Annotated in this window: 26 protein-coding genes; all 26 read right to left on the bottom strand. The window is 41.1% G+C overall.

Going from position 1 to position 21,764, the window contains the following annotated elements; all coding sequences use genetic code 11:
* Nucleotides 1-3: 3 nt before the first annotated feature.
* From ACNO7B_RS08020 to flgB, 26 genes are read right to left on the bottom strand one after another with little or no spacing between them, the layout of a single operon-like run.
* Nucleotides 4-1,086, bottom strand: coding sequence for a protein-glutamate methylesterase/protein-glutamine glutaminase (locus ACNO7B_RS08020; protein ID WP_008344775.1), 1,083 nt, complete (start codon nucleotides 1,084-1,086; stop codon nucleotides 4-6).
* Nucleotides 1,083-1,988 carry a MinD/ParA family protein gene (locus tag ACNO7B_RS08015; protein ID WP_417901383.1) on the bottom strand — a complete coding sequence of 302 codons (906 nt, stop codon included), beginning with the start codon at nucleotides 1,986-1,988 and terminating at the stop codon, nucleotides 1,083-1,085. The genes ACNO7B_RS08020 and ACNO7B_RS08015 overlap by 4 nt, the downstream gene beginning before the upstream one ends.
* Nucleotides 1,985-3,103, bottom strand: coding sequence for a flagellar biosynthesis protein FlhF (gene flhF, locus ACNO7B_RS08010; protein ID WP_410685253.1), 1,119 nt, complete (start codon nucleotides 3,101-3,103; stop codon nucleotides 1,985-1,987). Before flhF ends, ACNO7B_RS08015 begins: the two co-directional genes overlap by 4 nt.
* On the bottom strand, nucleotides 3,103-5,136 hold the full coding sequence (gene flhA, locus ACNO7B_RS08005) for a flagellar biosynthesis protein FlhA (RefSeq protein WP_007499573.1): 2,034 nt from the start codon (nucleotides 5,134-5,136) through the stop codon (nucleotides 3,103-3,105). Before flhA ends, flhF begins: the two co-directional genes overlap by 1 nt.
* A gap of 29 nt (nucleotides 5,137-5,165) precedes the next feature.
* The gene (gene flhB / locus ACNO7B_RS08000; protein ID WP_410685251.1) at nucleotides 5,166-6,254 is read right to left on the bottom strand and encodes a flagellar biosynthesis protein FlhB; all 1,089 of its coding nucleotides are present in this window, start codon (nucleotides 6,252-6,254) and stop codon (nucleotides 5,166-5,168) included.
* On the bottom strand, nucleotides 6,251-7,030 hold the full coding sequence (gene fliR, locus ACNO7B_RS07995; RefSeq protein WP_410685250.1) for a flagellar biosynthetic protein FliR: 780 nt from the start codon (nucleotides 7,028-7,030) through the stop codon (nucleotides 6,251-6,253). Before fliR ends, flhB begins: the two co-directional genes overlap by 4 nt.
* A gap of 6 nt (nucleotides 7,031-7,036) precedes the next feature.
* Nucleotides 7,037-7,306 (bottom strand): flagellar biosynthesis protein FliQ, encoded by a 270-nt coding sequence (fliQ, locus tag ACNO7B_RS07990; protein WP_003211206.1) that lies wholly within the window; start codon nucleotides 7,304-7,306, stop codon nucleotides 7,037-7,039.
* A 16-nt stretch (nucleotides 7,307-7,322) separates the two neighbouring features.
* Entirely contained in the window at nucleotides 7,323-7,988 is a 666-nt protein-coding gene (fliP, locus tag ACNO7B_RS07985; protein ID WP_007499580.1) for a flagellar type III secretion system pore protein FliP, read from the bottom strand.
* Nucleotides 7,981-8,640: a flagella biosynthesis regulatory protein FliZ gene (gene fliZ, locus ACNO7B_RS07980; RefSeq protein WP_138825750.1), complete on the bottom strand. Its 660-nt coding sequence runs from the start codon at nucleotides 8,638-8,640 to the stop codon at nucleotides 7,981-7,983. Before fliZ ends, fliP begins: the two co-directional genes overlap by 8 nt.
* 18 nt (nucleotides 8,641-8,658) lie before the next feature.
* The gene (locus ACNO7B_RS07975) at nucleotides 8,659-9,021 is read right to left on the bottom strand and encodes a response regulator (protein ID WP_007499584.1); all 363 of its coding nucleotides are present in this window, start codon (nucleotides 9,019-9,021) and stop codon (nucleotides 8,659-8,661) included.
* Nucleotides 9,022-9,048: 27 nt separating this feature from the next.
* Complete coding sequence (fliY, locus tag ACNO7B_RS07970; RefSeq protein ID WP_417901382.1) at nucleotides 9,049-10,170, bottom strand: flagellar motor switch phosphatase FliY; 1,122 nt, start codon at nucleotides 10,168-10,170, stop codon at nucleotides 9,049-9,051.
* The gene (gene fliM, locus ACNO7B_RS07965) at nucleotides 10,160-11,158 is read right to left on the bottom strand and encodes a flagellar motor switch protein FliM (protein ID WP_008354483.1); all 999 of its coding nucleotides are present in this window, start codon (nucleotides 11,156-11,158) and stop codon (nucleotides 10,160-10,162) included. The genes fliY and fliM overlap by 11 nt, the downstream gene beginning before the upstream one ends.
* A 32-nt stretch (nucleotides 11,159-11,190) precedes the next feature.
* Nucleotides 11,191-11,619 carry a flagellar basal body-associated protein FliL gene (fliL, locus tag ACNO7B_RS07960; RefSeq protein WP_007499592.1) on the bottom strand — a complete coding sequence of 143 codons (429 nt, stop codon included), beginning with the start codon at nucleotides 11,617-11,619 and terminating at the stop codon, nucleotides 11,191-11,193.
* Nucleotides 11,616-11,831: a flagellar FlbD family protein gene (locus tag ACNO7B_RS07955; RefSeq protein ID WP_008344794.1), complete on the bottom strand. Its 216-nt coding sequence runs from the start codon at nucleotides 11,829-11,831 to the stop codon at nucleotides 11,616-11,618. Before ACNO7B_RS07955 ends, fliL begins: the two co-directional genes overlap by 4 nt.
* A gap of 37 nt (nucleotides 11,832-11,868) precedes the next feature.
* Entirely contained in the window at nucleotides 11,869-12,663 is a 795-nt protein-coding gene (flgG, locus tag ACNO7B_RS07950; RefSeq protein WP_007499593.1) for a flagellar basal body rod protein FlgG, read from the bottom strand.
* Between the two features lie 21 nt (nucleotides 12,664-12,684).
* Nucleotides 12,685-13,128, bottom strand: coding sequence for a flagellar hook assembly protein FlgD (gene flgD / locus ACNO7B_RS07945; protein ID WP_035392066.1), 444 nt, complete (start codon nucleotides 13,126-13,128; stop codon nucleotides 12,685-12,687).
* On the bottom strand, nucleotides 13,128-14,450 hold the full coding sequence (locus ACNO7B_RS07940) for a flagellar hook-length control protein FliK (protein WP_138825746.1): 1,323 nt from the start codon (nucleotides 14,448-14,450) through the stop codon (nucleotides 13,128-13,130). Before ACNO7B_RS07940 ends, flgD begins: the two co-directional genes overlap by 1 nt.
* Nucleotides 14,451-15,137 carry a MotE family protein gene (locus ACNO7B_RS07935; RefSeq protein ID WP_138825744.1) on the bottom strand — a complete coding sequence of 229 codons (687 nt, stop codon included), beginning with the start codon at nucleotides 15,135-15,137 and terminating at the stop codon, nucleotides 14,451-14,453.
* Between the two features lie 12 nt (nucleotides 15,138-15,149).
* Nucleotides 15,150-15,593, bottom strand: coding sequence for a flagellar export protein FliJ (gene fliJ, locus ACNO7B_RS07930; RefSeq protein ID WP_024720352.1), 444 nt, complete (start codon nucleotides 15,591-15,593; stop codon nucleotides 15,150-15,152).
* A gap of 8 nt (nucleotides 15,594-15,601) precedes the next feature.
* Entirely contained in the window at nucleotides 15,602-16,918 is a 1,317-nt protein-coding gene (gene fliI, locus ACNO7B_RS07925; RefSeq protein ID WP_046526654.1) for a flagellar protein export ATPase FliI, read from the bottom strand.
* On the bottom strand, nucleotides 16,915-17,679 hold the full coding sequence (gene fliH, locus ACNO7B_RS07920; RefSeq protein WP_058213780.1) for a flagellar assembly protein FliH: 765 nt from the start codon (nucleotides 17,677-17,679) through the stop codon (nucleotides 16,915-16,917). The genes fliI and fliH overlap by 4 nt, the downstream gene beginning before the upstream one ends.
* The gene (gene fliG, locus ACNO7B_RS07915; protein ID WP_008344808.1) at nucleotides 17,672-18,688 is read right to left on the bottom strand and encodes a flagellar motor switch protein FliG; all 1,017 of its coding nucleotides are present in this window, start codon (nucleotides 18,686-18,688) and stop codon (nucleotides 17,672-17,674) included. The genes fliH and fliG overlap by 8 nt, the downstream gene beginning before the upstream one ends.
* An 11-nt stretch (nucleotides 18,689-18,699) precedes the next feature.
* Nucleotides 18,700-20,292, bottom strand: coding sequence for a flagellar basal-body MS-ring/collar protein FliF (gene fliF / locus ACNO7B_RS07910; RefSeq protein WP_058213781.1), 1,593 nt, complete (start codon nucleotides 20,290-20,292; stop codon nucleotides 18,700-18,702).
* A 50-nt stretch (nucleotides 20,293-20,342) separates the two neighbouring features.
* Nucleotides 20,343-20,660, bottom strand: coding sequence for a flagellar hook-basal body complex protein FliE (gene fliE, locus ACNO7B_RS07905; RefSeq protein ID WP_007499609.1), 318 nt, complete (start codon nucleotides 20,658-20,660; stop codon nucleotides 20,343-20,345).
* Nucleotides 20,661-20,671: 11 nt separating this feature from the next.
* Nucleotides 20,672-21,124 carry a flagellar basal body rod protein FlgC gene (gene flgC, locus ACNO7B_RS07900; protein WP_007499610.1) on the bottom strand — a complete coding sequence of 151 codons (453 nt, stop codon included), beginning with the start codon at nucleotides 21,122-21,124 and terminating at the stop codon, nucleotides 20,672-20,674.
* Nucleotides 21,124-21,513, bottom strand: coding sequence for a flagellar basal body rod protein FlgB (flgB, locus tag ACNO7B_RS07895; RefSeq protein ID WP_017359092.1), 390 nt, complete (start codon nucleotides 21,511-21,513; stop codon nucleotides 21,124-21,126). The genes flgC and flgB overlap by 1 nt, the downstream gene beginning before the upstream one ends.
* Nucleotides 21,514-21,764 lie beyond the last annotated feature (251 nt).

The raw sequence follows: 21,764 nt of genomic DNA, 5'->3' as shown, positions 1-21,764 counted from the left end.
TGTTCACGCCCTCTCTTTTTTCATGGAGCTTATAATTGCATGTGCGATGTCATCCACATGCCTTGTTTCATGTGCAAGGCCTGCTTTAATGACTGATTTAGGCATTCCGAAAACAACACATGATTCTTCTTTTTCTGCAATGACTTTTGTATGACCGCTTGCGACCATTTTTTTAACACCTTCTGTGCCGTCACTACCCATTCCTGTCATAATGACAGCGATTTTCTCGTAACCTTTTATGTTGCTGATGGATTCAAATAAATAGTTAACAGAAGGTTTGTGACGGCTGTCAGTGTCTTCTGGGGACAGCCTGATCACTAAAGCTGCCCCTTGTTCATGAAGTGACATATTCAATCCACCAGGAGCTATGTAAGCCACTCCATTTTTAGCGATGTCTCCATCTTGAGCTTCTTTGATTGTAATTTGTGATAAATGATCTAATCTAGTAGCCAGCGATGCCGTAAATCCTGCCGGCATATGCTGCACAATCAAAATCGGCGCCTCTATGTCTTTTGGTAACTTCGTGACGACTCGTTGTAGCGCCCTAGGCCCTCCCGTAGAAGTTCCGATTGAAATAATCTTTCGGAGTGATGAGCCGCTTCTTACTTCTTGCAGGCGGGGAGCGGCCGCTGGAATTGGACTTGGCGGCTTCATGAACGGCTTGGGAGAAACTTGTTTCTCAGTACGTTTTCTCGACAGGCCTGCCGCAAGTACCCGCTCTACAATTTGACCTCGTACTTTGTGTAAATCGAGCGAAATACTTCCTGAAGGCTTTGTCACAAAGTCAAAAGCACCGAGTTCTAAGCAATGGATGGTTAATTCCTTCCCTTGCTTCGTCTGGCTTGACACCATAATCACAGCAAGGTCGTGTTCAGCCAGAATTTGTTTTAATGCTTCTGTTCCATTTAGAACAGGCATTTCCACATCAAGTGTGACAACATCTGGATTCAATTCCTTAATCCGCTTTAAGGCATCTTCTCCATTTCGCGCCGTTCCGACGACTTCAATTTCTTGCTCGGCACTTAGGAAATCACTGATGAGTTTTCTCATAAAAGCCGAGTCATCTACTACAAGCACTCTAATCATGAGTCCACCTTCCTCCTTTTAAAAAAAGAGGACAACTTATCTATAAACGTATGCTGCTCTCTCTGTGCCTCTCTTATCTGCTGATGATAAAGTGTTTCAGCCAGCATTTTAATGGTTTTACTTAGCCTTGAATGAGGCTGCTTCATATAAAATGGCATTTGTTCAGTGACTGCTTTAGGAACAGCAGGATCATCAGGTACCGCACCAGCAAATACAAGCTTTCGGTGTAGAAATGACGTCACCACTCCTGCTAATTTCCGGTACGTTTCAGATCCTTCCGAAGGGGTTTTACACCGGTTGACAATGATTTGAACAGACTGTTCAAACTGATGAATGGCTAAGTGCTTAATTGCGCTGTAGGCATCCATGATGGATGTTGGTTCTGGCGTTGTCACAACAACCACCTCTCCTGCCGATAAGACAAAAGGGAGTTGATCTTTTGACAAGCCTGCACCCATATCAAAGAATATACAATCAAAGTCATTCAATATTTTCTCCATCTCTTCTAAAAAGAACGACCATTGATCTTTGTCTAAAGAAAACAGCTGTTCAAGCCCGCTTCCGCCAGAAATGTAATACAGATTGTCCGTTCCTTTTGTCATAGCCGCTTGGAAGGATTTTTTTCTAATAAGGACGTCTAATATAGAGCTGGTCGATGTTTTCCCTAGTAAAATATCAATATTCCCCATGCCAAAGTCGAGGTCGATGATGAGCACTTGCTTGCCCGTACTTGCGATAGACAGTGCCATATTCAGCGTCAAATTCGATTTACCTACTCCGCCTTTACCGCTCATGACAGCAATGGTTTTCGCCTGTCCATTCGCACGAAGAGAGTTCGGTACAATCAGTTGATTCTGCTGAACAAGCTTTCTTAAACCTTCGGCTTGGTCAGGCTTCATCATTGTAAGACCATCCTTGTCAAATCAAGGGGGGAACTCTCAAGAATATCCTCAGGCACATTTTGGCCATTTGTTAAAAACCCGAGCCCGATTTGAGATTCTGCAATGATTTGAAAGATCGTTCCCATCGTGTCTGTTTCATCAACTTTTGTAAAAATAAATTGATCGATTGGAACGTGTTCAAAACGTTTGACCATGGCTTTCATATCTTGATATTTCGATGTCGCACTCATGACGAGAAAACTTTGAATGCTTTCATCAAATGGAATGATATCTGTCAGCTCTTTGATGTACGCCTCTTCTTTAAAGTTACGGCCTGCTGTATCGATGAAAATATGATCATAGTCTTTAAAGGTCTGCTGTGCTTTCACAAAGTCCTCTCTTGAATAACAAACTTCAAGAGGTGCATTCAGCAGTTCAGCATATGTTTTTAGTTGTTCAATCGCTGCAATACGGTACGTATCTGTTGTGATAAACGCAATTTTCTTTTGCTGTTGAATAGCCGTTTTCGCAGCCAGCTTTGCAATCGTTGTCGTTTTACCAGCACCAGTTGAACCAAACAGCACAATGTATTTCGAACGAATCATCGGCTCATCAGAAGTGTGAGCCGGCAGCATCCCTGTGAGTAGTTTTTCAAGTTCTTTTTCAATCTGCTCTTCTTTCACAGCACCTTTTGTTAAAAGACCCTTTAAGCACTCATCTCGAATCTCATCATCAAGACCTTGATCCTTTAGCTTTTGATCCATTTTCATGAGAGAATCCGGCAAGATCCCGGCATGGCGTTCATTTCTTGCATATGCTATAGGCTGAGAATGAGAAGACGCTACTTTGACTGCTTGAGCAGCAGCCGGCAGCTCTTGTGTAAGGTGTTGATTCTGCTCCTTTTTCGGTAACACCGGGATAGGCGCAGCTGCTGGTTGTAATCCTTTACCGGCTCTTTCTTCAAAATCTTGATCCAGCACTGCAATCACTTCGACCATTTGCTGTTTCTTTAAACCGAACAGCTTTCGTTTGACAACGGTTTTCGAATTTAATATGACGGCATCTTTCCCAAGCTGCTGCCTGATTTGGATCGTTGCCTCCTGCATAGAATTCGCTGTGATTTTTTTCATTTTCATTAGATATCCACCACTCCGATGCTCTGTACTTCCACATTTGCTTCTAGTTCGTTATAAGATAGTACCGGTAAATCTGGGAAATATCTTTCTAACAACTGTTTGACGTACATTCTTATAGGAGGTGAGCATAATAGAACCGGCGTTTCCTGACGAAGCGAAAGCTGTTCAATTTCTCTCGCCACTGATTGAATCACACTTTCAGAGGATTCTGGATCTAACGATAAGTAGTTCCCATGCTCTGTTTGCTGCACGCTGTCTGCAATCACCTTTTCGACTCGGCCTGAGCATGTCACGACTTTCAGTGATTCATTTTCTCTTGCATACTGTGCAGTAATCTGTCTTGCAAGTGCCTGTCTAACATACTCTGTTAGCAAGTCTGTATCAGTCGTTAATTTTCCGTAGTCTGCAAGGGTCTCAAAAATGGTCACAAGGTTTCGAATGGAGACCTTTTCTTTCAGAAGCTTTGCAAGTACTTTTTGGATATCCCCGACTGCTAGTGGATTCGGTGTTACCTCATCTACTAGAACTGGATAACTTTCTTTCAGATGATCGATTAATTGCTTCGTTTCTTGGCGTCCAAGCAGTTCATGGGTATTTTGTCTAATCTTCTCTGTGATGTGGGTAGACACAACAGATGCTGGATCGACCACTGTATACCCAAGCATTTCAGCCTGATCTTTTTCTGCTTCTGATATCCATTTTGCCGGCAGACCAAAGGATGGTTCGATTGTTTCAATTCCTTCAATCGGATCATCATCAGGCGTTGGGGACATCGCTAAGTAATGATCGAGCAGCAGCTCTCCTTTTGCCACTTCGTTCCCTTTTATTTTGAGCCTGTATTCATTCGGGTTCAGCGCAATGTTGTCTCGAATACGGACAACTGGAATGACAAGACCTAGTTCAAGAGCAAGCTGCCTTCTGATCATGACAATTCGGTCTAGCAGGTCTCCGCCTTGATTGGCATCTGCAAGCGGGATCAACCCGTAGCCAAATTCAAATTCAATGGCATCCATTTGCAGGAGATGAATGACGCTTTCTGGACTTTTCATCTCTTCTACCTCTGCCTGTTCTTCCAGTACTTCTTCAATCTCTTCTTGATCCTGTTTGTTTTTCGACATCATGTACGCACCGAGTGCAAGTAAACCTGCGATCGGCCCTGTCAAAAGTACGCCAATTGGCGTAAACAATCCAAGCAGGAAGATCGTACCTGCTGTGACGTAAAGCATGGCAGGGAAGGCAAAGAGCTGACCCGTAATGTCTGAACCAAGGTTTCCGTTAGAAGCCGCTCTCGTGACAACAATCCCTGTCGCCGTTGAAATAAGAAGTGCAGGGATTTGCGACACAATTCCGTCCCCCACTGTTAAAAGAGTAAAGTGGGAAGCTGATTCTTGAATTGACATTCCTTGCTGAATCATCCCAATAATGATGCCAAAAATAATATTGATAATAACGATGATAATACCTGCGATGGCATCCCCTTTAACGAACTTACTTGCACCATCCATCGCACCATAAAAGTCTGCTTCTCTGGCTACTTTTTCACGGCGGTTTCTAGCTTCACTTTCTGTCAGCATTCCTGCATTCAAATCTGCGTCAATACTCATCTGTTTACCTGGCATCGCGTCGAGTGTAAATCTGGCCGCAACCTCTGATACACGCTCTGCCCCTTTGGTGATGACAACAAACTGAATGATGATCAGAATAAGGAAGACAACCAGACCAACAAGTATATTGCCCCCAACAACAAATGATCCAAACGTTTCTACAACCTTACCAGCATCTCCAGTTGATAAAATAGAACGGGTTGTAGAGATGTTAAGCCCTAAACGAAACAGTGTTAAGAGCAAAAGTAACGATGGAAAAATGGAAAATTGCAGTGGTTCTTGCATGTTCATTGTGGTGAGAAGCACGATAAGCGCAAGAGAAATATTAATAATAATTAAAATACTTAATAGGACGGGCGGAAACGGTATGACCAGCATCGCCACGATTAAAATAACACTGAATAAAACAGATAAATCTCTTGCTGACATGCCTGTTCTCTCCTTTTAAAACCAAAAATTCATAAAATCTTTTGTTTCGTTTTATATACGTAAGCCAAAATTTCTGCGATCGCCTTAAAATATTCTTCCGGCACCGCTTGGTTGATATCCACTTGATCATAGAGGGCACGGGCGAGCGGCCGGTTCTCTACAGTCATGACATCGTGTTCTTTCGCAATTGTTCTAATTTTCAAAGCCAAAATATCTGTTCCCTTTGCCACAACAAACGGTGCGTCCATCTTTTCTTCGTCATATTTCAAGGCAATTGCGTAGTGGGTCGGGTTTGTAATGATGACGTCCGCTTTTGGGACTTCCTGCATCATCCGTCTCATGGCCATTTCCCTTTGCCGCTGTTTAATTTTTGATTTTATGAGCGGGTCACCCTCTGATTTTTTATACTCATCTTTGATGTCTTGTTTGGACATCCGTAAGTTTTTTTCGTAATCAAATTTCTGATACATATAATCAAGCCACGCTAAAATCAAGAGCGCACCTGCTGCATAGAGACCCATAATGAGGGTCATATTTGCGACGAAATGAAGGGTTTCCTCTGCTGTTAATAAAGGAAGCCGCAGGATTTCATCAAAGTGCGACCAAAGTGCAATGAATGTCGCAAAACCAACAAATCCAATTTTTAAAATGGATTTTAATAGCTCTACGAGGGCTCGAATACTGTATATCCGTTTAAATCCTTTGATTGGATCGAGTTTTTCTAATTTCGGTTTGATTACTTCTGTCGAAAAGAGAAACCCGACTTGTAAGTAGTTACTAATGATACCTGCCAGCATACCAACACCAAGGATTGGCATGAGGAGGAGCGCTGTTTCTTGAAGCAATTCCACAAATAGTTGATGAATATTAGATGTGCTAACTTTCATTAGCATGGTTGTTGAATAAAAACGTTCAATGAGCGCTATAATACGCTCTTTCATAAAAGGCCCAATAAAAAAGAATGATAAAAAGATTAGTAGAAATGAGATGGCTGTATTGACGTCGGTGCTTTTGGCAACCTGCCCTTTTTTACGTGAGTCCTGTCTCTTTTTTGGCGTTGCTTTTTCTGTTTTTTCACCTGCGAAAAATTGCAAGTCGAGTCTAAGTCTTGTCGTCATGACGAACCACCGACCAATGCTAAGAAATTCCTCATGGTGAGCACAATCGTTTCAAATGTATTTTGGACGACCCCGAAGATGACACCCATACAAATGATGATCATAATAAAACTCACGCCCATTTTAATGGGAAGTCCAACGACAAATACGTTCATTTGCGGAACTGTACGTGCCACAATTCCTAATGCCAAATCGACTAAAAACAAACTAGCCACAACAGGTGCTGAGATTTGAAAGGCTATGATGAACATTTGGTTGAAGCTCTTTGCAATAAAGTAAGCAAAGGATTCACTACCGAAGTTCAGCGCATACTGATCGACTTGAATATATTGAAAACTGTAATAGATTCCATCAAGCAGCAAATGATGAGCATTTGTTGCCAGCATCAGCAGCAAGGTCACCGTATAAAAAAACTGCCCCATCAGCGGCGTTTGCGCCCCTGTTTGTGGATCAATAATATTGGCGATCGCAAAACCCATTTGAAAATCGATGAATGAGCCGGCAATTTGAACAGCGGACACCATCATATATGCAATTAGTCCAAGAAGAAGTCCGACCATTGCTTCTTTCACGGCAAGCATCATGTAAAGACCGTCAATATTGAGTGCTGGCGGTTCTTTAATGGTGCTAAAACTAATGACAGCCAAAAACAGTGAAAAACCAACTCTGTGAACTGCTGGTATCGTTCGATGCGCTAATAGCGGCACTGTCACGAAAAAAGCGGTGATCCGAATGAAAACGAGAAGAAAGGCAGGAAATAATTCTATGATTGACATCTCTCATTAACCTGCAAATCGATCTAAATTCGAGAACAGCTCTGTTGTAAATGACACAATTGTTGAAAGCATCCACGGACCAAACACAACAAGTCCAATGAGCACTGCAACAATTTTTGGAATGAACGCAAGCGTCTGTTCTTGGATTTGGGTTGTCGCCTGAAACACACTGACAATTAGTCCCACGATTAGTGCGAGCGCTAGAAGCGGCCCGCTGACAAGTAATACAACATACACTGATCTTTCAGCCATCGTAATGACAAATTCTGAACTCATGTTTTAAGCACCTACTCTAAAAGCTTTGCAGCAAAGATTTAACAATCAAATACCATCCATCAACTAATACAAATAACAATATTTTGAAAGGGAGCGATATCATAACCGGCGGAAGCATCATCATCCCCATCGACATCAGGACACTTGCGACCACCATATCAATAATTAAAAATGGAATAAAAATCATAAAACCAATTTGAAATGCCGTCTTTAATTCTGAAATTGCAAACGCTGGTACCATCGCCGTTAAGGGAATATCTTTAATCGATTCAGGGGTATCCATTTTTGCGTAACTAAGAAATAAAGCCAAATCTTTCTGTCTCGTATGTTTACTCATAAACTCTTTAATTGGCACTTCGGCTTTTTCATAGGCCTGATTTAACGTAATATCATCATTTAAAAGCGGCGTGAGTGCCTCTTTATTAATCTCTGAGAACGTGGGTGCCATAATAAAAAATGTGAGAAACAAAGCAAGTCCTACAAGCACTTGGTTTGGCGGCATTGAGTTGGTTGCAAGTGATGTTCTGACGAACGAAAGAACAATCACAATCCGTGTAAAACAGGTCATTAAAATAAGAATGCCTGGTGCAACTGAAAATACAGTTAACAATAAAAGAAGACGGACAGACGTGCTAATATTTCCTGCGCCACTGGAATTAAATAAATCGATAAACTCATTCATTTTGTTTCGGGCCTTTCTTTCTGACTTCTGATTGGGTCTTTTTCAATTCGGCTAGCTGCGCCTTTAAAGTGGCTGAAAAAGAAGAAGTGGTCGGCTGATCGTGTTTCTTCACTTGCGATGTTAATTTTTGCATCATTTTCGGTAAGTCAGTCTTACTTTCCATCGCTTCTTCGTATTGTTTCACAATCGCTTCGCATTCTTGTTCATCATCGATTTCTTTTAGCAGATGGATTGAGTCTGCTACACCAACAACTAACACTCGTTTGCCCACTTTGATTAGCTGAACTGAACGATTTTGACCAACCGTCGTTCCGCCAATATTTTCAACATAGCGAAATGGCTTGAGTAAGCGGTTTTGCTTTCCAACAAATCTCACCAATCCGTAAATGAGCAGGATGACAAAAAGTAAGGCACCAATCATTTTGACAAAATCCATAATGGAGACAGAAGAAGAGGGAACTTCTTCTGCCGGATTCGTTTGATTGTCAGTGGTTTTCTTTTCTGTATCCTTTTTGCTTTCTTTCTCATCTTTGATCCAGTCATTCACCATGCCATTTTCAGGATCTTTTGTTTCAGCAAACAGTGAGGCTGGCTGCGCTGTTAAGAAAAGCATAAAACTGATCATTGCTATACATATCAAACGTTTTTTCAACAAGTCTTACACCCTTTTTTAGCCTAACGTTTTATTAATTGCTTCAAGTACACGGTCTGCCTGGAATGGCTTCACGATAAAGTCTTTTGCACCTGCTTGAATGGCATCTATAACCATTGATTGTTGTCCCATCGCTGAGCACATAATGATTTTTGCAGAAGCATCGATTTGTTTAATTTCTTTTAATGCTGTGATCCCGTCCATTTCTGGCATTGTGATATCCATTGTGACTAGATCAGGAGATGTTTCTTTATATTTTTCAACAGCTTGTGCGCCGTTTTCTGCTTCTCCTACTACATCAAATCCGTTTTTTACAAGAATATCCTTAATCATCATTCTCATGAATGCTGCATCATCTACGATTAATACCTTAGTAGCCATTTACTTATTCTCTCCCTATATGTTTGTTTATTTTAAATTAGAAAGTCTTTCAGACTGACTTAAAATGTCAGTCACACGTACACCAAAGTTCTCATCAATAACAACAACTTCTCCTTTGGCGACGATTCGTTTGTTGACCAGAATGTCGACTGGCTCACCTGCAAGTTTGTCCAGTTCAATGATACTTCCAGCGGAAAGTTCAAGTACTTCTTTCACACTGCGCTGCGTTCTTCCAAGCTCCACTGTAATGGAAAGCGGAATATCCATCAGCATATCAAGATTACCGAGCTGACTTGTTGTATGCTGAGGCTCACTGAATGCCTCAAATTCAACTGGCGCCACATTGACAGGTTCTGCCTGCTTTGGTTTCGCCTGTCTTTTCGGCGGTGCCGATTGCTGCATAGGAGCAGATTGTGCTTGCGGAGCAGCCTGCTGTGGTTCAGGTGCACTCTGAGGTGCTTCTTGAACCGGCTCTTCTTCCGCTGGGTCTGTTAATTCTGCAATCAAATCTTTCGCAAACGTAATAGGGTAAAGCTGCATAATATTTGAATCTATGAGTTCACCTATTGTTAATCTAAAGGACACTTTGACAAGCATCTCTTCAGCTGGAATGCGGTCTGTGCCTTCTCCTTCTTTCACATCAAGCAACTCAACGCGAGGCGGAGAAATATCAATCTTTTTATTAAAGACTGTTGACATGGACGTCGCTGCTGAACCCATCATTTGGTTCATCGCTTCTTGTACTGCACTTAAGTGAATTTCACTTAACGACGGGTCAGCATTTGTTCCATCCCCGCCCATCATTAAATCCGCAATGACTGCCGCATCGGTTTGCTGGATGACAAGCAGGTTACTAGCACTGAAGCCTTCCGTATAATTCACTTCAATCGCGACATACGGATGAGGAAATTCCTCATTCAGCTTGCTTTTTTGAATCACTGTGACAGTTGGAGTTGTAATCTCCACTTTTTGACTTAATAGGGTTGAAAGTGCTGTTGCAGAGCTTCCAAATGATATATTTCCGATTTCCCCAATGGCATCTTGTTCCATTGCAGAAAGGAGTGTATCAGGCTCTATATCGTCATTGCTGCCTCCTTTAAGGAGCGCATCGATTTCATCTTGTGATAATTTACTTCCGTTATTCTCCATCTTCTTCACCTCTTATGTCGTGATCTAGAATTTGAATCGCCTGTTTCCGATTCACGCGGCCGGCCTGTCCCAAGAATTTCGGTTTATTTCCGACCATAACAGTAAGAGGCGCATTTACTGGTTTGTCCAAGGCAATACAATCACCAATTTCCAAATTCAAAAACTCTTCCACCGTCATTTCCGATTGTCCAAGCTCTGCGACTACCGGTATTTTCGCCGTCATAATCCGTTTTTCAATGGCCTTTGTTTCTTCTTGTTTCGGTTCATTTCGTTCAGATTGCATCCAGTAGTGTACAGACAGCTTCGGAATAATAGGCTCTAATACTACGTGAGGAATACAGAGATTAATAACCCCGCTTACCTCACCAATTTGTGTATTAAGAGAAATGACGACAACTGTTTCATTTGGTGACACCATTTGAACAAACTGGGGATTTACCTCGAAATCTGCCATTTCTGGCTCGATGTCGGTTATGGACTGCCACGCTTCTCTGTAGTTTTCCAAAGCTCCCTCAAACATGTTTGAGATAATCTTTGTTTCGATTTCTGTCAGTGATTCTGTCTTATTATGACTAATGCCAATCCCACCCATCAGCCTATCCATCATGGCATAGCCAATCGTTGGGTTCACTTCAAGCATGATTCTTCCTTCAAGCGGGCTGACGTAAAATAAGTTTAATAATGTCATATTAGGAATCGAACGAATAAATTCTTCATATGGCACTTGGTCAACCGAGCTGACAGAAATTTGAATATATGATCTTAGCTGCGCTGAAAAGTGTGTGGTAAGCAGTCTAGCGAAGTTATCATGAATTCTTGTTAAACTTCGAATCTGGTCTTTTGAAAAGCGCAGTGCACGTTTAAAGTCATACACTTTCACTTTTTTCGTCGTTTCTTCTTTTTTCAGCTCTTCTGCATCCATTTCGCCTGTTGATATGGCGGATAATAATGCGTCGATCTCATTCTGGGAAAGCACTTCTCCTGACATTTCTTCACCTCCATCGTGTCAATTAATCGCCTCTATTGCAGATTAAAGGAGGTTATATAAACTTCTTTCACCTTGCCATCTTGCAAATAGTTATTCACTTTGTTTTTGACCTGTGTTTTAAAATGTTCTCTGCCTTTTTTGCCATCAAGTTCATCTGCATTCGTGTCTGATAAAATGTCGATCACAGCATCTTTCACTTGGAAGCTTCTTTTTTCAAGCTCTTCTTTGGCTTTTTCTGAATCTGTTTCAATATTTAGTACAAGTTTAACCGCATTTCCTTCAGATTTTAAATTGGTCACAATCTCAGGAATTTCAACAGAAGCTTTTACGACTTCATCTGCTGTTGGCTCTTTTTCTGCTTTTGCTTCGTCTGACCCATTCACCAGAAAGACAATACCTGCTCCAATTCCGACGATAGCAATAATCATGATTAGCATTACTACGACTAATTTCTTCTTCATTCAAACTCCTCTATTCCTTGATTCAATGAAATGACTTGGATTTTTCTATAGAAAGAAATGATTTTCTCCTGAAGCTGCTCTTCATCTTCTTTCACAACGAATTTCTTTCCATTGGCGAGTGTAATGGTCGTGTCTGGAAAGCTTTCGATTTGCTCGATATGGAGAGCGTTGAGCATAAATCCTTTGCCATTTAATCTTGTCACTTCAATCATATTAAGCAGAGAAGCGATAAACCGCTCCCCCTACCTCCTATCGTTTCAGATTCACAAGTTCTTGCAGAATTTCATCAGATGTTGTGATCGTCTTTGCATTCGATTGGAATCCACGCTGTGCGATAATCATTTCTGTAAACTCGTCTGTTAAATCAACGTTTGACATTTCAAGTTTACCTGTTTGAAGTTCACCTGTTCCTTGAGTTCCAGGAGCCATGGCATTACTTGGTGCACCGGAACTGAGTGTTTGGCGGTATAAGTTATCCCCAACTTTATCTAATCCTCCTGCATTACTGAAAGACACAAGTGATACTTGTCCAACAGTACGAGAAACGTTGTTCTCAACAACAGAAACGGTCCCATCTGGCCCGACACTAACACTTGACACATTGTCTCGTGGAATGTTGATTCTTTGCCCATCCATGCCAAGAAGATAGTTTCCATCAGATGTTATCAAATCCCCATTTGAATCAGGTTTGAAGTTCCCTGTTCTTGTAAATAGGATTTCACCTTGCTTTTCAATACGGAAAAATCCATCTCCATTAATATAGAAATCATATGGTTCGTCTGTATTTTGAGAAGAACCTGATGTCATGATTTTATCAATAGAAGATAAAGCTGATCCTAATCCAACTTGTTTTGAGTTGATTGAACCAGAGTTATTCGTCGGTCCACCAGAACTTGCAATGGTTTGACTGACCATATCTTTAAACGTGATACGGCTTTTTTTGTATCCGTGTGTATTGACGTTGGCTACGTTATTGGCTACAACATCTAATTTTGTTTGGAAGTTTTTCATTCCGCTAATTCCTGAGTAAAGTGAGCGTAACATTTATTTTCCTCCTCGATTTGCTTACGATTTTTCTCCAACAGTTGTAACGTCCCAAGGGCTGATTTTCGTTCCATCTTCTAAATATAGGAAGTATTCATTGTTTATGTTTTTTACAGACTTCACAATGCCAGATATGTCTTTATCATCTTGTTTGCCCTCTACTTCTTTACCAATCCAGCCTACATATGTCGTAAATGGATCTTGGTGTGCAACGAATGTAGACATGATCTGATTCATTTGAGTGATAGATTCGTTCATATTCATTTGCTGTTCTAAAGAAGAAAATGTTGCAAGCTGTGTGACAAACTCACGGTCATCAATCGGGTTTGTCGGATCTTGGTTTTGAAGCTGCGTAAGCAAGATTTTCAAGAACTGATCTCGGCCAAGTGTATCTGTTTTCTTTGCTGCGTTTGAAGAAGTGTCCGCTTGTGCGGCTGTTCTATTCGTCGCATCAACAGTTGCCATTAGATCTCCTCCTCTTCTTCTTCTGATCCAACAAGCGCATCTAGTACATCTTGGAATTCAGCTTCATGTTCATCAGGCTGCTGGAAACTTTGTCCTTTTGATGGCTGCTGCTTGCCTTCCTCATTAAATTGTCCAAAAGACGGCTGCTCATTTGACTGAAGCGGTATATGGAAACGGTCAACTTGAACCGACATATTCGGTAGCGCCTGCTTGAGCTGCGGCAGATGATGCTCGAGCAGCTCTTTTGCTGCTTGCGTTGAAGCTGTAATTTTACTCGCATACATCCCGTTTTGTTTCGTTAGCTGGATGGTAATAAACCCTAGATTTTCTGGATTTAATCGTACGGTAAACCGTCCGCTTGAATTGCCAAATGGTGTGAACTTCATTTGTTTCCACGTATTTAAAATCTGCTGATCAACCGTGCCTGGCTTTTCGTCAGTTGTTTGCGTCTGCTGCACAGGAGCAGCTGATTGCAGTTGGAAGAACTGTTTATGCCCTGGAAGCAGCGTATGGGTGATTGTTTTTTCAGAAGCAGGTGCCGTAGTGCCTTGACCTTTGGTGACTTCTTTTTTCATAAGCCATTCAAGTGAGGCAGCACCTTTTGCTGGAGATGAGAAGGAAGATTCTTGCCTTGGAGCAACCATTTCTTTTAACTCTCCTAAGGAAATTTTCCACTCTTTATCTGACCCTTTCGCATTCGCCATCATATGATCGATTAACTGATTAAAGTGTTTCAGCTCGCTTTGCGACATATTATTCAGCTTAGGTGCCGATCCTTGCGAGAAGAACTGCTCTTTTACTTGTTGAATGAGCTTTTCATCTGCTCCGTTTTTCGTTAGAAACTTGATGAAATCTTCACCTTTTGCTTGAATATCCTGTACAAGTTTTGCATCAAAGCTCACCGGCTGCTGATTCAGTATTTGATATAAGAAAAAGTGGACTTGTATGAGCTGTTCACTATGTTCAGCAACTGGCTTCTCATCCTGATCGCCATAGATAACCGATTCCATCTTTTGAAATAGCTCTTCAAGTGACTTTAAGTCAGCCCCCTCAAGCTTTTGACCTTGCAGCGCCTGAAGTGCCGCAAGAAGATCTCCATCTATTCCTTCTTCAGGTGATTGCATCCATTTTTCAATGATTTGCATCGCATCATTCATGGATAGATTGGTTTCCGCTGGCTGAGAAATAGCTGGACCACTTTGAATACCTGCGCCATTTAACAATTGTTTAAACAGGCCGCGAGCAGATACTGCTCCCTCTCCCTTTAGTCCCAAGAGACCTTGGGAAGATTGCTGTAAGGCTCCAATGTCCAATAGCTTCACTTATTGTCCACCTCCATTTTCACTTTCTTCTTTTTTGGCAAGCTCCTTCGTGAACGTTGCTGCCTTCTGAGGTGTCAGTTTTGCTAATATGTCCGTCAGCTTATTTTTACTCAGCTCTTCAAGGATCTTCAAAGCTTCTTTATCACTTAGCTCTGATAGAATTTTGGCAGATTTCCCTGCATCCATGCTTTCATAAATGCTGGCGACCTTTCCTTTTGATTGCTGATTAGAAGATGCTGACGAATCAGTTGAAGATCCTGATGCGTTATTACTTGATGATGTACTGTTTGATGAACTGTCACTTGCTGACGTGTTCTCTTTATCAGATGTTTTTTCAAGTGAATTGATTTTTTGATTCAATCGTTTAATCTCTTCATCACTTGTCTTCAAGTCTTTTTGAGCAATTTCAAGTTCATTCTCTTGTTCTTTAATCGTCTTTTTCAACGCTTTCAACTCTGTATCACGTTGATTGTTATTTGAAGATGACGTTTTTGATGTGTCATCTGATCCAATCAAGCTGCTAATCCCCGGAATGTTTTGGAGCGGTTTCTTTAGATCATAACCTGCCATATAAAGGATTGTGCCCGTTACAATCACAAGCACAACCAATGGGATAATGACAATAAACAAGATCCATTGAAATTTACCGCCGCCGCTTGATTCCTTTGTTTTTTCCTTCTTAGGCATTCATCTCGACTCCTAATGTCCTTGAAACATGAATTGGCTGATAGAGATATCATCCATTTCTTTCATTTCAATTGCCTTATGTTCAAGGGAGAACTTTTCAAATTGCTTTTCTTTCATTTTTTCAAACTTTTTAAACTCAATATTTTTTTCAGTTAAATCAGATTGTTTTTCATTCATTTGATGGCGTTTCATGATCACAAGCTGCTGATAATGATGAATGGTGTTATCTAAGTTCGTCACAAATTGCTGATAATGACGCATTTCTTGAACACTCATCCCACTTCTCAGCTTTTCTTCTTTGCTCTTTTCCATTAGCTCTTTTTTACTCATATTTTCATAGAGTTTTTCAGCGGCTTGCTCAAATGCCGAAACGGATTGTTGATACGCTGCGAGTGATTTGTCTTTTTCACTTTCTTTCAATTCTAAGAGCTTTTGAAATTTGTATTGATATCTCACTGTTTTTGTCAATCCTCTCTATTCATCAAACTGAGCAATATCCTCACGCTGTCTTCAATCGATACAGCCTCTTCAACATCCTGCTTCAAAAATGAAATCAGTTGTGGGTAAGCTTGCATGGCCTCATCAATATCTTTAGAGGAGCCTTTTTTATATGCTCCAATGTTAATGAGGTCTTCAGCGTTTTGATATGTGGATAAAAGCTGGCGGAACCGGTTAGCCGCTTCCTTGTGATCATGACTTGCGATATTACTCATGACACGACTGATACTTTTCAGAATATTGACAGCTGGAAACTGTCCTTTGTTGGCCAGTGCACGATCAAGTACTATGTGGCCATCTAAAATCCCCCGCACTGTATCAGCGATCGGCTCATTCATATCGTCACCATCAACAAGCACTGTGTAAAACGCTGTGATGGAACCAAGTTGATTTGTACCAGTTCGTTCTAGCAATTTTGGCAGTATAGCGAACACTGAAGGCGTATACCCTTTTGTTGTTGGCGGTTCACCGGTTGCAAGTCCTATTTCCCGCTGTGCCATGGCGACCCTTGTGACAGAATCCATCATGAACATGACATTTTTGCCTCTGTCTCTGAAATATTCGGCAATAGCTGTTGCAGTATAGGCTGCTTTTAATCTTGTCAGTGCGGGCTGATCTGAAGTTGCGACAACAACAATCGAACGCTTCAGTCCTTCAGCTCCTAAATCTTTTTCGATAAACTCGCGAACTTCACGTCCACGCTCTCCAACAAGTGCAATGACATTGAGATCCGCTTCTGTCTGTTTGGCAATCATCCCCATCAGGGTACTTTTACCAACACCGCTTCCTGCGAATATGCCAATTCTTTGACCAGTGCCGACTGTGAGTAAGCTGTCGATCACTCTGACACCAACGCCCATTTTTTCACGAATAGGCGGTCTGTCCATCGGGTTTGGAGGAGATTGATCTGTTGAAACAGGTGCAAGTCCTTTAGGAAGCATGCTGCCGTCCAGTGGATCACCGAAGGCATCAACAACCTGCCCGATTAAACCAGTTCCTACTTTGACCTTTAACGACTCACCTGTTGCTTCAACAAGACTGCCTGGTGAGATGTTAGAGGCTTCTACGTAGGGCATGAGTAGAATGTTTTCATCTTTAAAGCCAACGACTTCTGCTTTGATCGGATGATTCTTACTCCCTTTTTTGTGAATCAGACATACATCACCGATTGAGCTTTCTGGCCCCTTGGACTCGATCATCAGTCCAACAACTCGATTGACTTTACCAAAACGTTTATAAGGATCGGCGGTTTCAATCGTTTCTTTTAGCACATCTATGTTCATTTGTGATCACCTGAATCAATGACTTCTAATAACTTTTCTTTTAACTGATTCATTTGGGTATCAACACTCGCTTCCACTTTTCCAAAGCTTGTTTCGACGTAACAAGTACCTTTTGGTGCTTTTTCATCCGAGTAAATGGCAAGATGTGTATTCTTTTGAAGGATTCTATTTAATTCATCTTTATATTCCATCACATGTTCGTAATGTGCAGGGTCGACATAGATGGAAATATCGTCATATTCTTTCACTTCTGAAATGACCTGCTTCACTAGCGTTAAAAATTGTTCTTTTGTGTCCTCAGCTGCATTCCATACTCGTTTAGCGAGCTCAAAGGCAAGTTCGACAATTTCTTCAGCAGAGCTTTCGATTTTTGCTTCATAGTCCTGCTTTGCAAGGCTGACAATGTCATTCGCTTGATCAAGAATCGATTGATACTGTAAAGTCGCATCTGCTTCGCCCTTTTGAAAACCATCTTGATATCCTGTTTGTTTCGCTTCTTCAATGAGCTGTACTCTTTCTGCTTCAAAATCAGCTCGCCGCTGATTGATTTCAGCCATTGTTTGTTCCAGCTCACGATTTGCTTGTTCTAAAATACGGCTTGCTTCATCTTGTGCATCACTTAATACAAGTTGAGATGCTTCTGTTTCGTTGACAGGCTCTTCTTCGTGATGTTCTCTTTTGAATTCCACTTGCTGCAAGGGAATGGTTTGACGGCCTTGTTCAGGAATAACAGATGTTTCATGTTTGATAATCCTAGACAATGATATCGTCTCCTCCACCTCGAGCTATGACGATTTCTCCAGCCTCTTCAAGTCGTCTTACGATGCTGACAATACGAGTCTGTGCTTCCTCGACATCTCTAAGCCGAACAGGTCCCATAAACTCCATTTCTTCTTTGAACGTTTCGACCATACGTTGCGACATGTTGCGGAAGACAATTTCTTTGACTTCTTCGCTTGCCACTTTGAGTGCAAGTAGTAAATCGTCATTTTCAACATCTCGAATCACGCGCTGAATGGCTCTGCTATCAAGAGTGACAATGTCTTCAAAGACAAACATACGTTTCTTAATTTCATCAGCAAGCTCAGGATCTTGAATTTCCAGTGTATCTAAAATGGTTTTCTCCGTTGCACGGTCTACACCATTCAGGACTTCAACTACCGCTTCGACTCCGCCCGTTTGGGTATAATCTTGCGTAAAGGTTGAAGAAAGCTTTTGTTCAAGAATACGTTCCACCTCATTGATGATCTCTGGAGATGTGCGGTCCATTAAAGCAATTCTTCTTGCAACCTCGGTTTGTACTTCCTCGCCTAACTCAGATAAAATCTGTCCAGCCTGTACTGGATCTAGGTAGGAAAGAATGAGCGCAATGGTTTGTGGATGCTCATGCTGGATAAAGTTTAAAATTTGCTCTGGGTCAGCCTTTCTAGCAAAATCAAATGGTTTCACTTGAAGTGAGGATGTTAAGCGATTTAAGATGCTGTCCGCTTTGTCCTCACCAAGCGCTTTTTCAAGCACTTGTCTTGCGTACATAAGGCCGCCTTGTGATATGTAGTCCTGCGCGATGGCAATGCTGTGAAATTCTTCGATGATCTCATCTTTTTTAGCAGTATCTACACTTCTTACATTTGAAATTTCTAATGTTAATTTTTCTATTTCGTCTTCAGACAGATGTTTGTATACAGATGCTGACACGTCTAGCCCTAAGGAAATCATTAGGATTGCTGCTTTTTGTCTGCCTGTTAGTCGATTTGGATCTTTTCTCGACATGTGTATTCCTCCTAATCCTCGGACAGCCAGCTGCGTAGCAATTTAGCAAAGTCTTCTGGTTTATCTTTTGCCATTTTTTCGAGCTGATTTTTTCTCACCATTTCTTCTGTTTCTGGCTCAGTATCGATATCAGGAACATGAATTGGTGTACGTTCATCAAACTCAAACTCTTCTTCCTCTTCTTTTCTTCGCTTACGTACGAGAAGAATAATGAGAGCGATAATGGCAAGTAGTAGCACACCGCCAACAATATAAACCCAAATCGGAATATTGTTTGAAGGGTTTTCTGCTGCCGTTTGCTGTTTACCGTCTAATTTTGATACAGATAAAACGATTTTGTTATCTAAGTCAGCTTGAGTGAGCGCTTGACCGTTTGTGTATTCTTTATCAATCGATGTACTGATGATGGTTGAAAGAATTTTTTTGATATCATCCTGCCTTTCAGCAGTTAATGAGGTCGGATCGTTTGCAGTAGGCGGTTCAACCAGTGCCTGAATGCCAACGTCTCTGATTTTATAAGGACTTTCTTTGATATCTTTATGAATGCGGTTGACTTCATAATTGATACGATCTTCGCTCTTTTCGTAATCTCCGCTTCCATTCGTTCCATCGGCACCTTGATAATTTGTGACATCATCGTCACCTGTTCCAGCGGTGCCTCCAGCTGCTGCGCCATTACCTGAATAAGTTTCAGCAATCTTTTCAGCGCTGACAGCAATTCCTTGCATGTTTTCTTGATCAACTGGTTCGACAAGATCTTCTTTTCTTTTTTCTTCAGTAAAATCAATGTCTGTAGTGACCGATACGGCAACTTTCTCTTGACCCATCATCGTTCCAAGCAGCTGTTGAATTTTTCGTTGAAGATTCTTTTCAATCTCCTCTTTTTTCTGCTGCTGTGCATCCATTCCACTTGCATAGGAATCTGAGCTGCTGTTTAAGTCATAGTAGTTGGAATCTTGGTCCATAATGACAATGTTTTCTGTTTTTAAATTCGGCACACTTTTTGAAATAAGATGATAAAGGCCTTTTACTTGTTGCTGAGTAAGCGTGTAGCCTGGTTGAACTTGCAGCACAATTGATGCTGATGCATTACTTTGCTCTTCTCCAACAAAAACGGAATCTTTTGGCAGGTTAATCATAACCTTTGAATCTTTAATCCCATCAATCGTGTTGATCAGATTGGATAGTTCTGTCTGAGTTGCGTCTACTTTCAGAACATCAAATTCATTATCTGTTAAACCGAAGCCGGAATTGTTCGCAAAGAAGGAGTAATCAATATTCCCCGTTTTAGGAAGTCCTTCTGATGCAAGTGTTACTTTTAAAGTGTCTGCTTGCTTTTCTGGAACTAAAATCGTCGTTCCGTTATTTGCAAGTTCCGATTTAACGTTTTTGCCATCCAGTTCCTGTTTGATTTGTCCTGCTTCTGCCTCAGACAAATCTCTAAACAACGGAACCATTTTTTCAGAAGAAGCAAAGATGCTAACAACCGTAATAATGATTGCTAGGGCAGCTACGCCGCCAATCATGAGTATTTTTTGTAATTTTGATCGATTTCGCCAAAACTCAACTGTTTTTGTTCTTAATTGCATTAAAGTACGATTCATCTTAACCCCCGGTCATTCCATTCAGTCTATTTTTTGTCCACCAGCACCTCCTACATCTGCATTCTCATAATCTCTTGGTACGCTTCGACTGCTTTATTCCGAAACTCGGTTGCAGCTGTGAGTGTCACACTCGCTTTTTGTGAAGCAATCATGACTTCATCGAGATTGACATCTTTCCCTTGTGCGAGAGCATTCGTATACTGGTCTGATTTCAGCTGTGATTGATTTAATGCCTCAATGGAATTCTTCAGCACATCAGAGAAATTCGTTTGACTTTTAGGTGCAGCCGCCTGCACAGACGATGCATTCGTCAATTCACTTGCTTGCTGAGCGGTTTGAAGCTGGAAAGGAGATATTGCGTTAACCAATTCTTTTCACCTTACTTTCCTATTTCTAAAGCTTTCATCAGCATGCTTTTATTCGCATTCAGCGCGGTCACGTTTGCTTCATATGACCTTGAGCTGCTGATGAGATCAACCATTTCCTTTAATGGATCAACGTTTGGTGTTTGAACATATCCATTTTCATTGGCATCGGGATTTGTAGGATCATATTGAAGGTTGAATGGAGTTTCGTCTTCAGTAATTTTTGTTACTTTGACGCCGTTTCCTAATTTGCCGCTCGAATTCATGCTTGAGTTCAATATAGATGAAAATGATTCACCTGACGGCTGTAATGTGACGAGCTTGCGTCTATAAGGCTCCCACTTGCCATCAACCTGTTTAGCTCTTGTTGTATCCATATTTGCAAGGTTTGAGGATACAACGTCCATTCTGAGCCTCTGTGCTGTTAATGCTGAGGCCGAAGCGTTAACGCCTGAAAAAATCGACATCACTTACCTCCTGTCAAAACTGTTTTAAGAGAATTGAACTTTCCGCTCATTCTTTCAACCAACGCATTATACTGAATTTGGTTTTTAGCGAGTTCACTCATCTCTTGATCAATATCGACATTATTTCCGTTTTCTTGATAAGAAGTACGGTTACTCGAAACAACTGAATAATTAGACCCTGTTTTAGAAAAATCAATGTGACCTTGGTATGTTTTTTTAGCATCTAATTTGATTGACGCATCATTTAGCATGTCGTGGAATGCAACTTTTTTAGACTTGTAGTTCGGTGTGTCTATATTCGCGATATTATTGCTTATGACTTTTTGCTTAACATTCGCTCTGCCCAAGGCATTCTCAAGGTTGCTTATCGTTCCAGAAAATATATCCAAAACCATATACCTCCAATCATATGTATTTCATTCCATTTAATCATGTCGAGATTTGTAAAACCATATGTTCATTGTAAGAAATAATAGGATTAAAGTCTATGATGTAATTGTAAAAAAAACTCGTAATATATATCTATTTTACGAATAGGTATAAAGACCTAGATTCAAAGCACTACAGAATTGTAAGGGGTTTCTTGGAAAAAAGAGTGTCATTTTTCGGACAAATCCTCTTTTTTTATACAAAAAAACCC

Source organism: Bacillus sp. AK25 (assembly GCF_048270685.1).
In the GTDB taxonomy this organism is placed as follows: Bacteria; Bacillota; Bacilli; order Bacillales; family Bacillaceae; genus Bacillus; species Bacillus altitudinis.
Note: the sequence above shows the minus strand (reverse complement) of the source record. Positions and strands in the feature narration are given on the sequence as shown.

Excerpts from the sequence above, each read along its gene's own strand:
- ACNO7B_RS08015 (WP_417901383.1), bottom strand. The coding sequence starts at position 1,988 with ATGATGAAGCCTGACCAAGCCGAAGGTTTAAGAAAGCTTGTTCAGCAG.
- ACNO7B_RS07955 (WP_008344794.1), bottom strand. The coding sequence starts at position 11,831 with ATGATTGAAGTGACAAGATTAAATGGCAAAGGATTTATGCTCAACGCT.
- fliL (WP_007499592.1), bottom strand. The coding sequence starts at position 11,619 with ATGAAGAAGAAATTAGTCGTAGTAATGCTAATCATGATTATTGCTATC.
- fliM (WP_008354483.1), bottom strand. The coding sequence starts at position 11,158 with ATGTCAGGAGAAGTGCTTTCCCAGAATGAGATCGACGCATTATTATCC.
- fliI (WP_046526654.1), bottom strand. The coding sequence starts at position 16,918 with ATGAACATAGATGTGCTAAAAGAAACGATTGAAACCGCCGATCCTTAT.
- fliF (WP_058213781.1), bottom strand. The coding sequence starts at position 20,292 with ATGAATCGTACTTTAATGCAATTAAGAACAAAAACAGTTGAGTTTTGG.
- flgC (WP_007499610.1), bottom strand. The coding sequence starts at position 21,124 with ATGTCGATTTTTTCAGGCGTTAACGCTTCGGCCTCAGCATTAACAGCA.
- flhB (WP_410685251.1), bottom strand. The coding sequence starts at position 6,254 with ATGACGACAAGACTTAGACTCGACTTGCAATTTTTCGCAGGTGAAAAA.
- flhA (WP_007499573.1), bottom strand. The coding sequence starts at position 5,136 with ATGTCAGCAAGAGATTTATCTGTTTTATTCAGTGTTATTTTAATCGTG.
- flgG (WP_007499593.1), bottom strand. The coding sequence starts at position 12,663 with ATGTTACGCTCACTTTACTCAGGAATTAGCGGAATGAAAAACTTCCAA.
- flgD (WP_035392066.1), bottom strand. The coding sequence starts at position 13,128 with ATGGCAACTGTTGATGCGACGAATAGAACAGCCGCACAAGCGGACACT.
- fliP (WP_007499580.1), bottom strand. The coding sequence starts at position 7,988 with ATGAATGAGTTTATCGATTTATTTAATTCCAGTGGCGCAGGAAATATT.
- ACNO7B_RS08020 (WP_008344775.1), bottom strand. The coding sequence starts at position 1,086 with ATGATTAGAGTGCTTGTAGTAGATGACTCGGCTTTTATGAGAAAACTC.
- fliY (WP_417901382.1), bottom strand. The coding sequence starts at position 10,170 with ATGGAGAATAACGGAAGTAAATTATCACAAGATGAAATCGATGCGCTC.
- fliR (WP_410685250.1), bottom strand. The coding sequence starts at position 7,030 with ATGTCAATCATAGAATTATTTCCTGCCTTTCTTCTCGTTTTCATTCGG.
- ACNO7B_RS07975 (WP_007499584.1), bottom strand. The coding sequence starts at position 9,021 with ATGGCTACTAAGGTATTAATCGTAGATGATGCAGCATTCATGAGAATG.
- flhF (WP_410685253.1), bottom strand. The coding sequence starts at position 3,103 with ATGAAAATGAAAAAAATCACAGCGAATTCTATGCAGGAGGCAACGATC.
- ACNO7B_RS07935 (WP_138825744.1), bottom strand. The coding sequence starts at position 15,137 with ATGCCTAAGAAGGAAAAAACAAAGGAATCAAGCGGCGGCGGTAAATTT.
- fliG (WP_008344808.1), bottom strand. The coding sequence starts at position 18,688 with ATGTCGAGAAAAGATCCAAATCGACTAACAGGCAGACAAAAAGCAGCA.
- fliQ (WP_003211206.1), bottom strand. The coding sequence starts at position 7,306 with ATGAGTTCAGAATTTGTCATTACGATGGCTGAAAGATCAGTGTATGTT.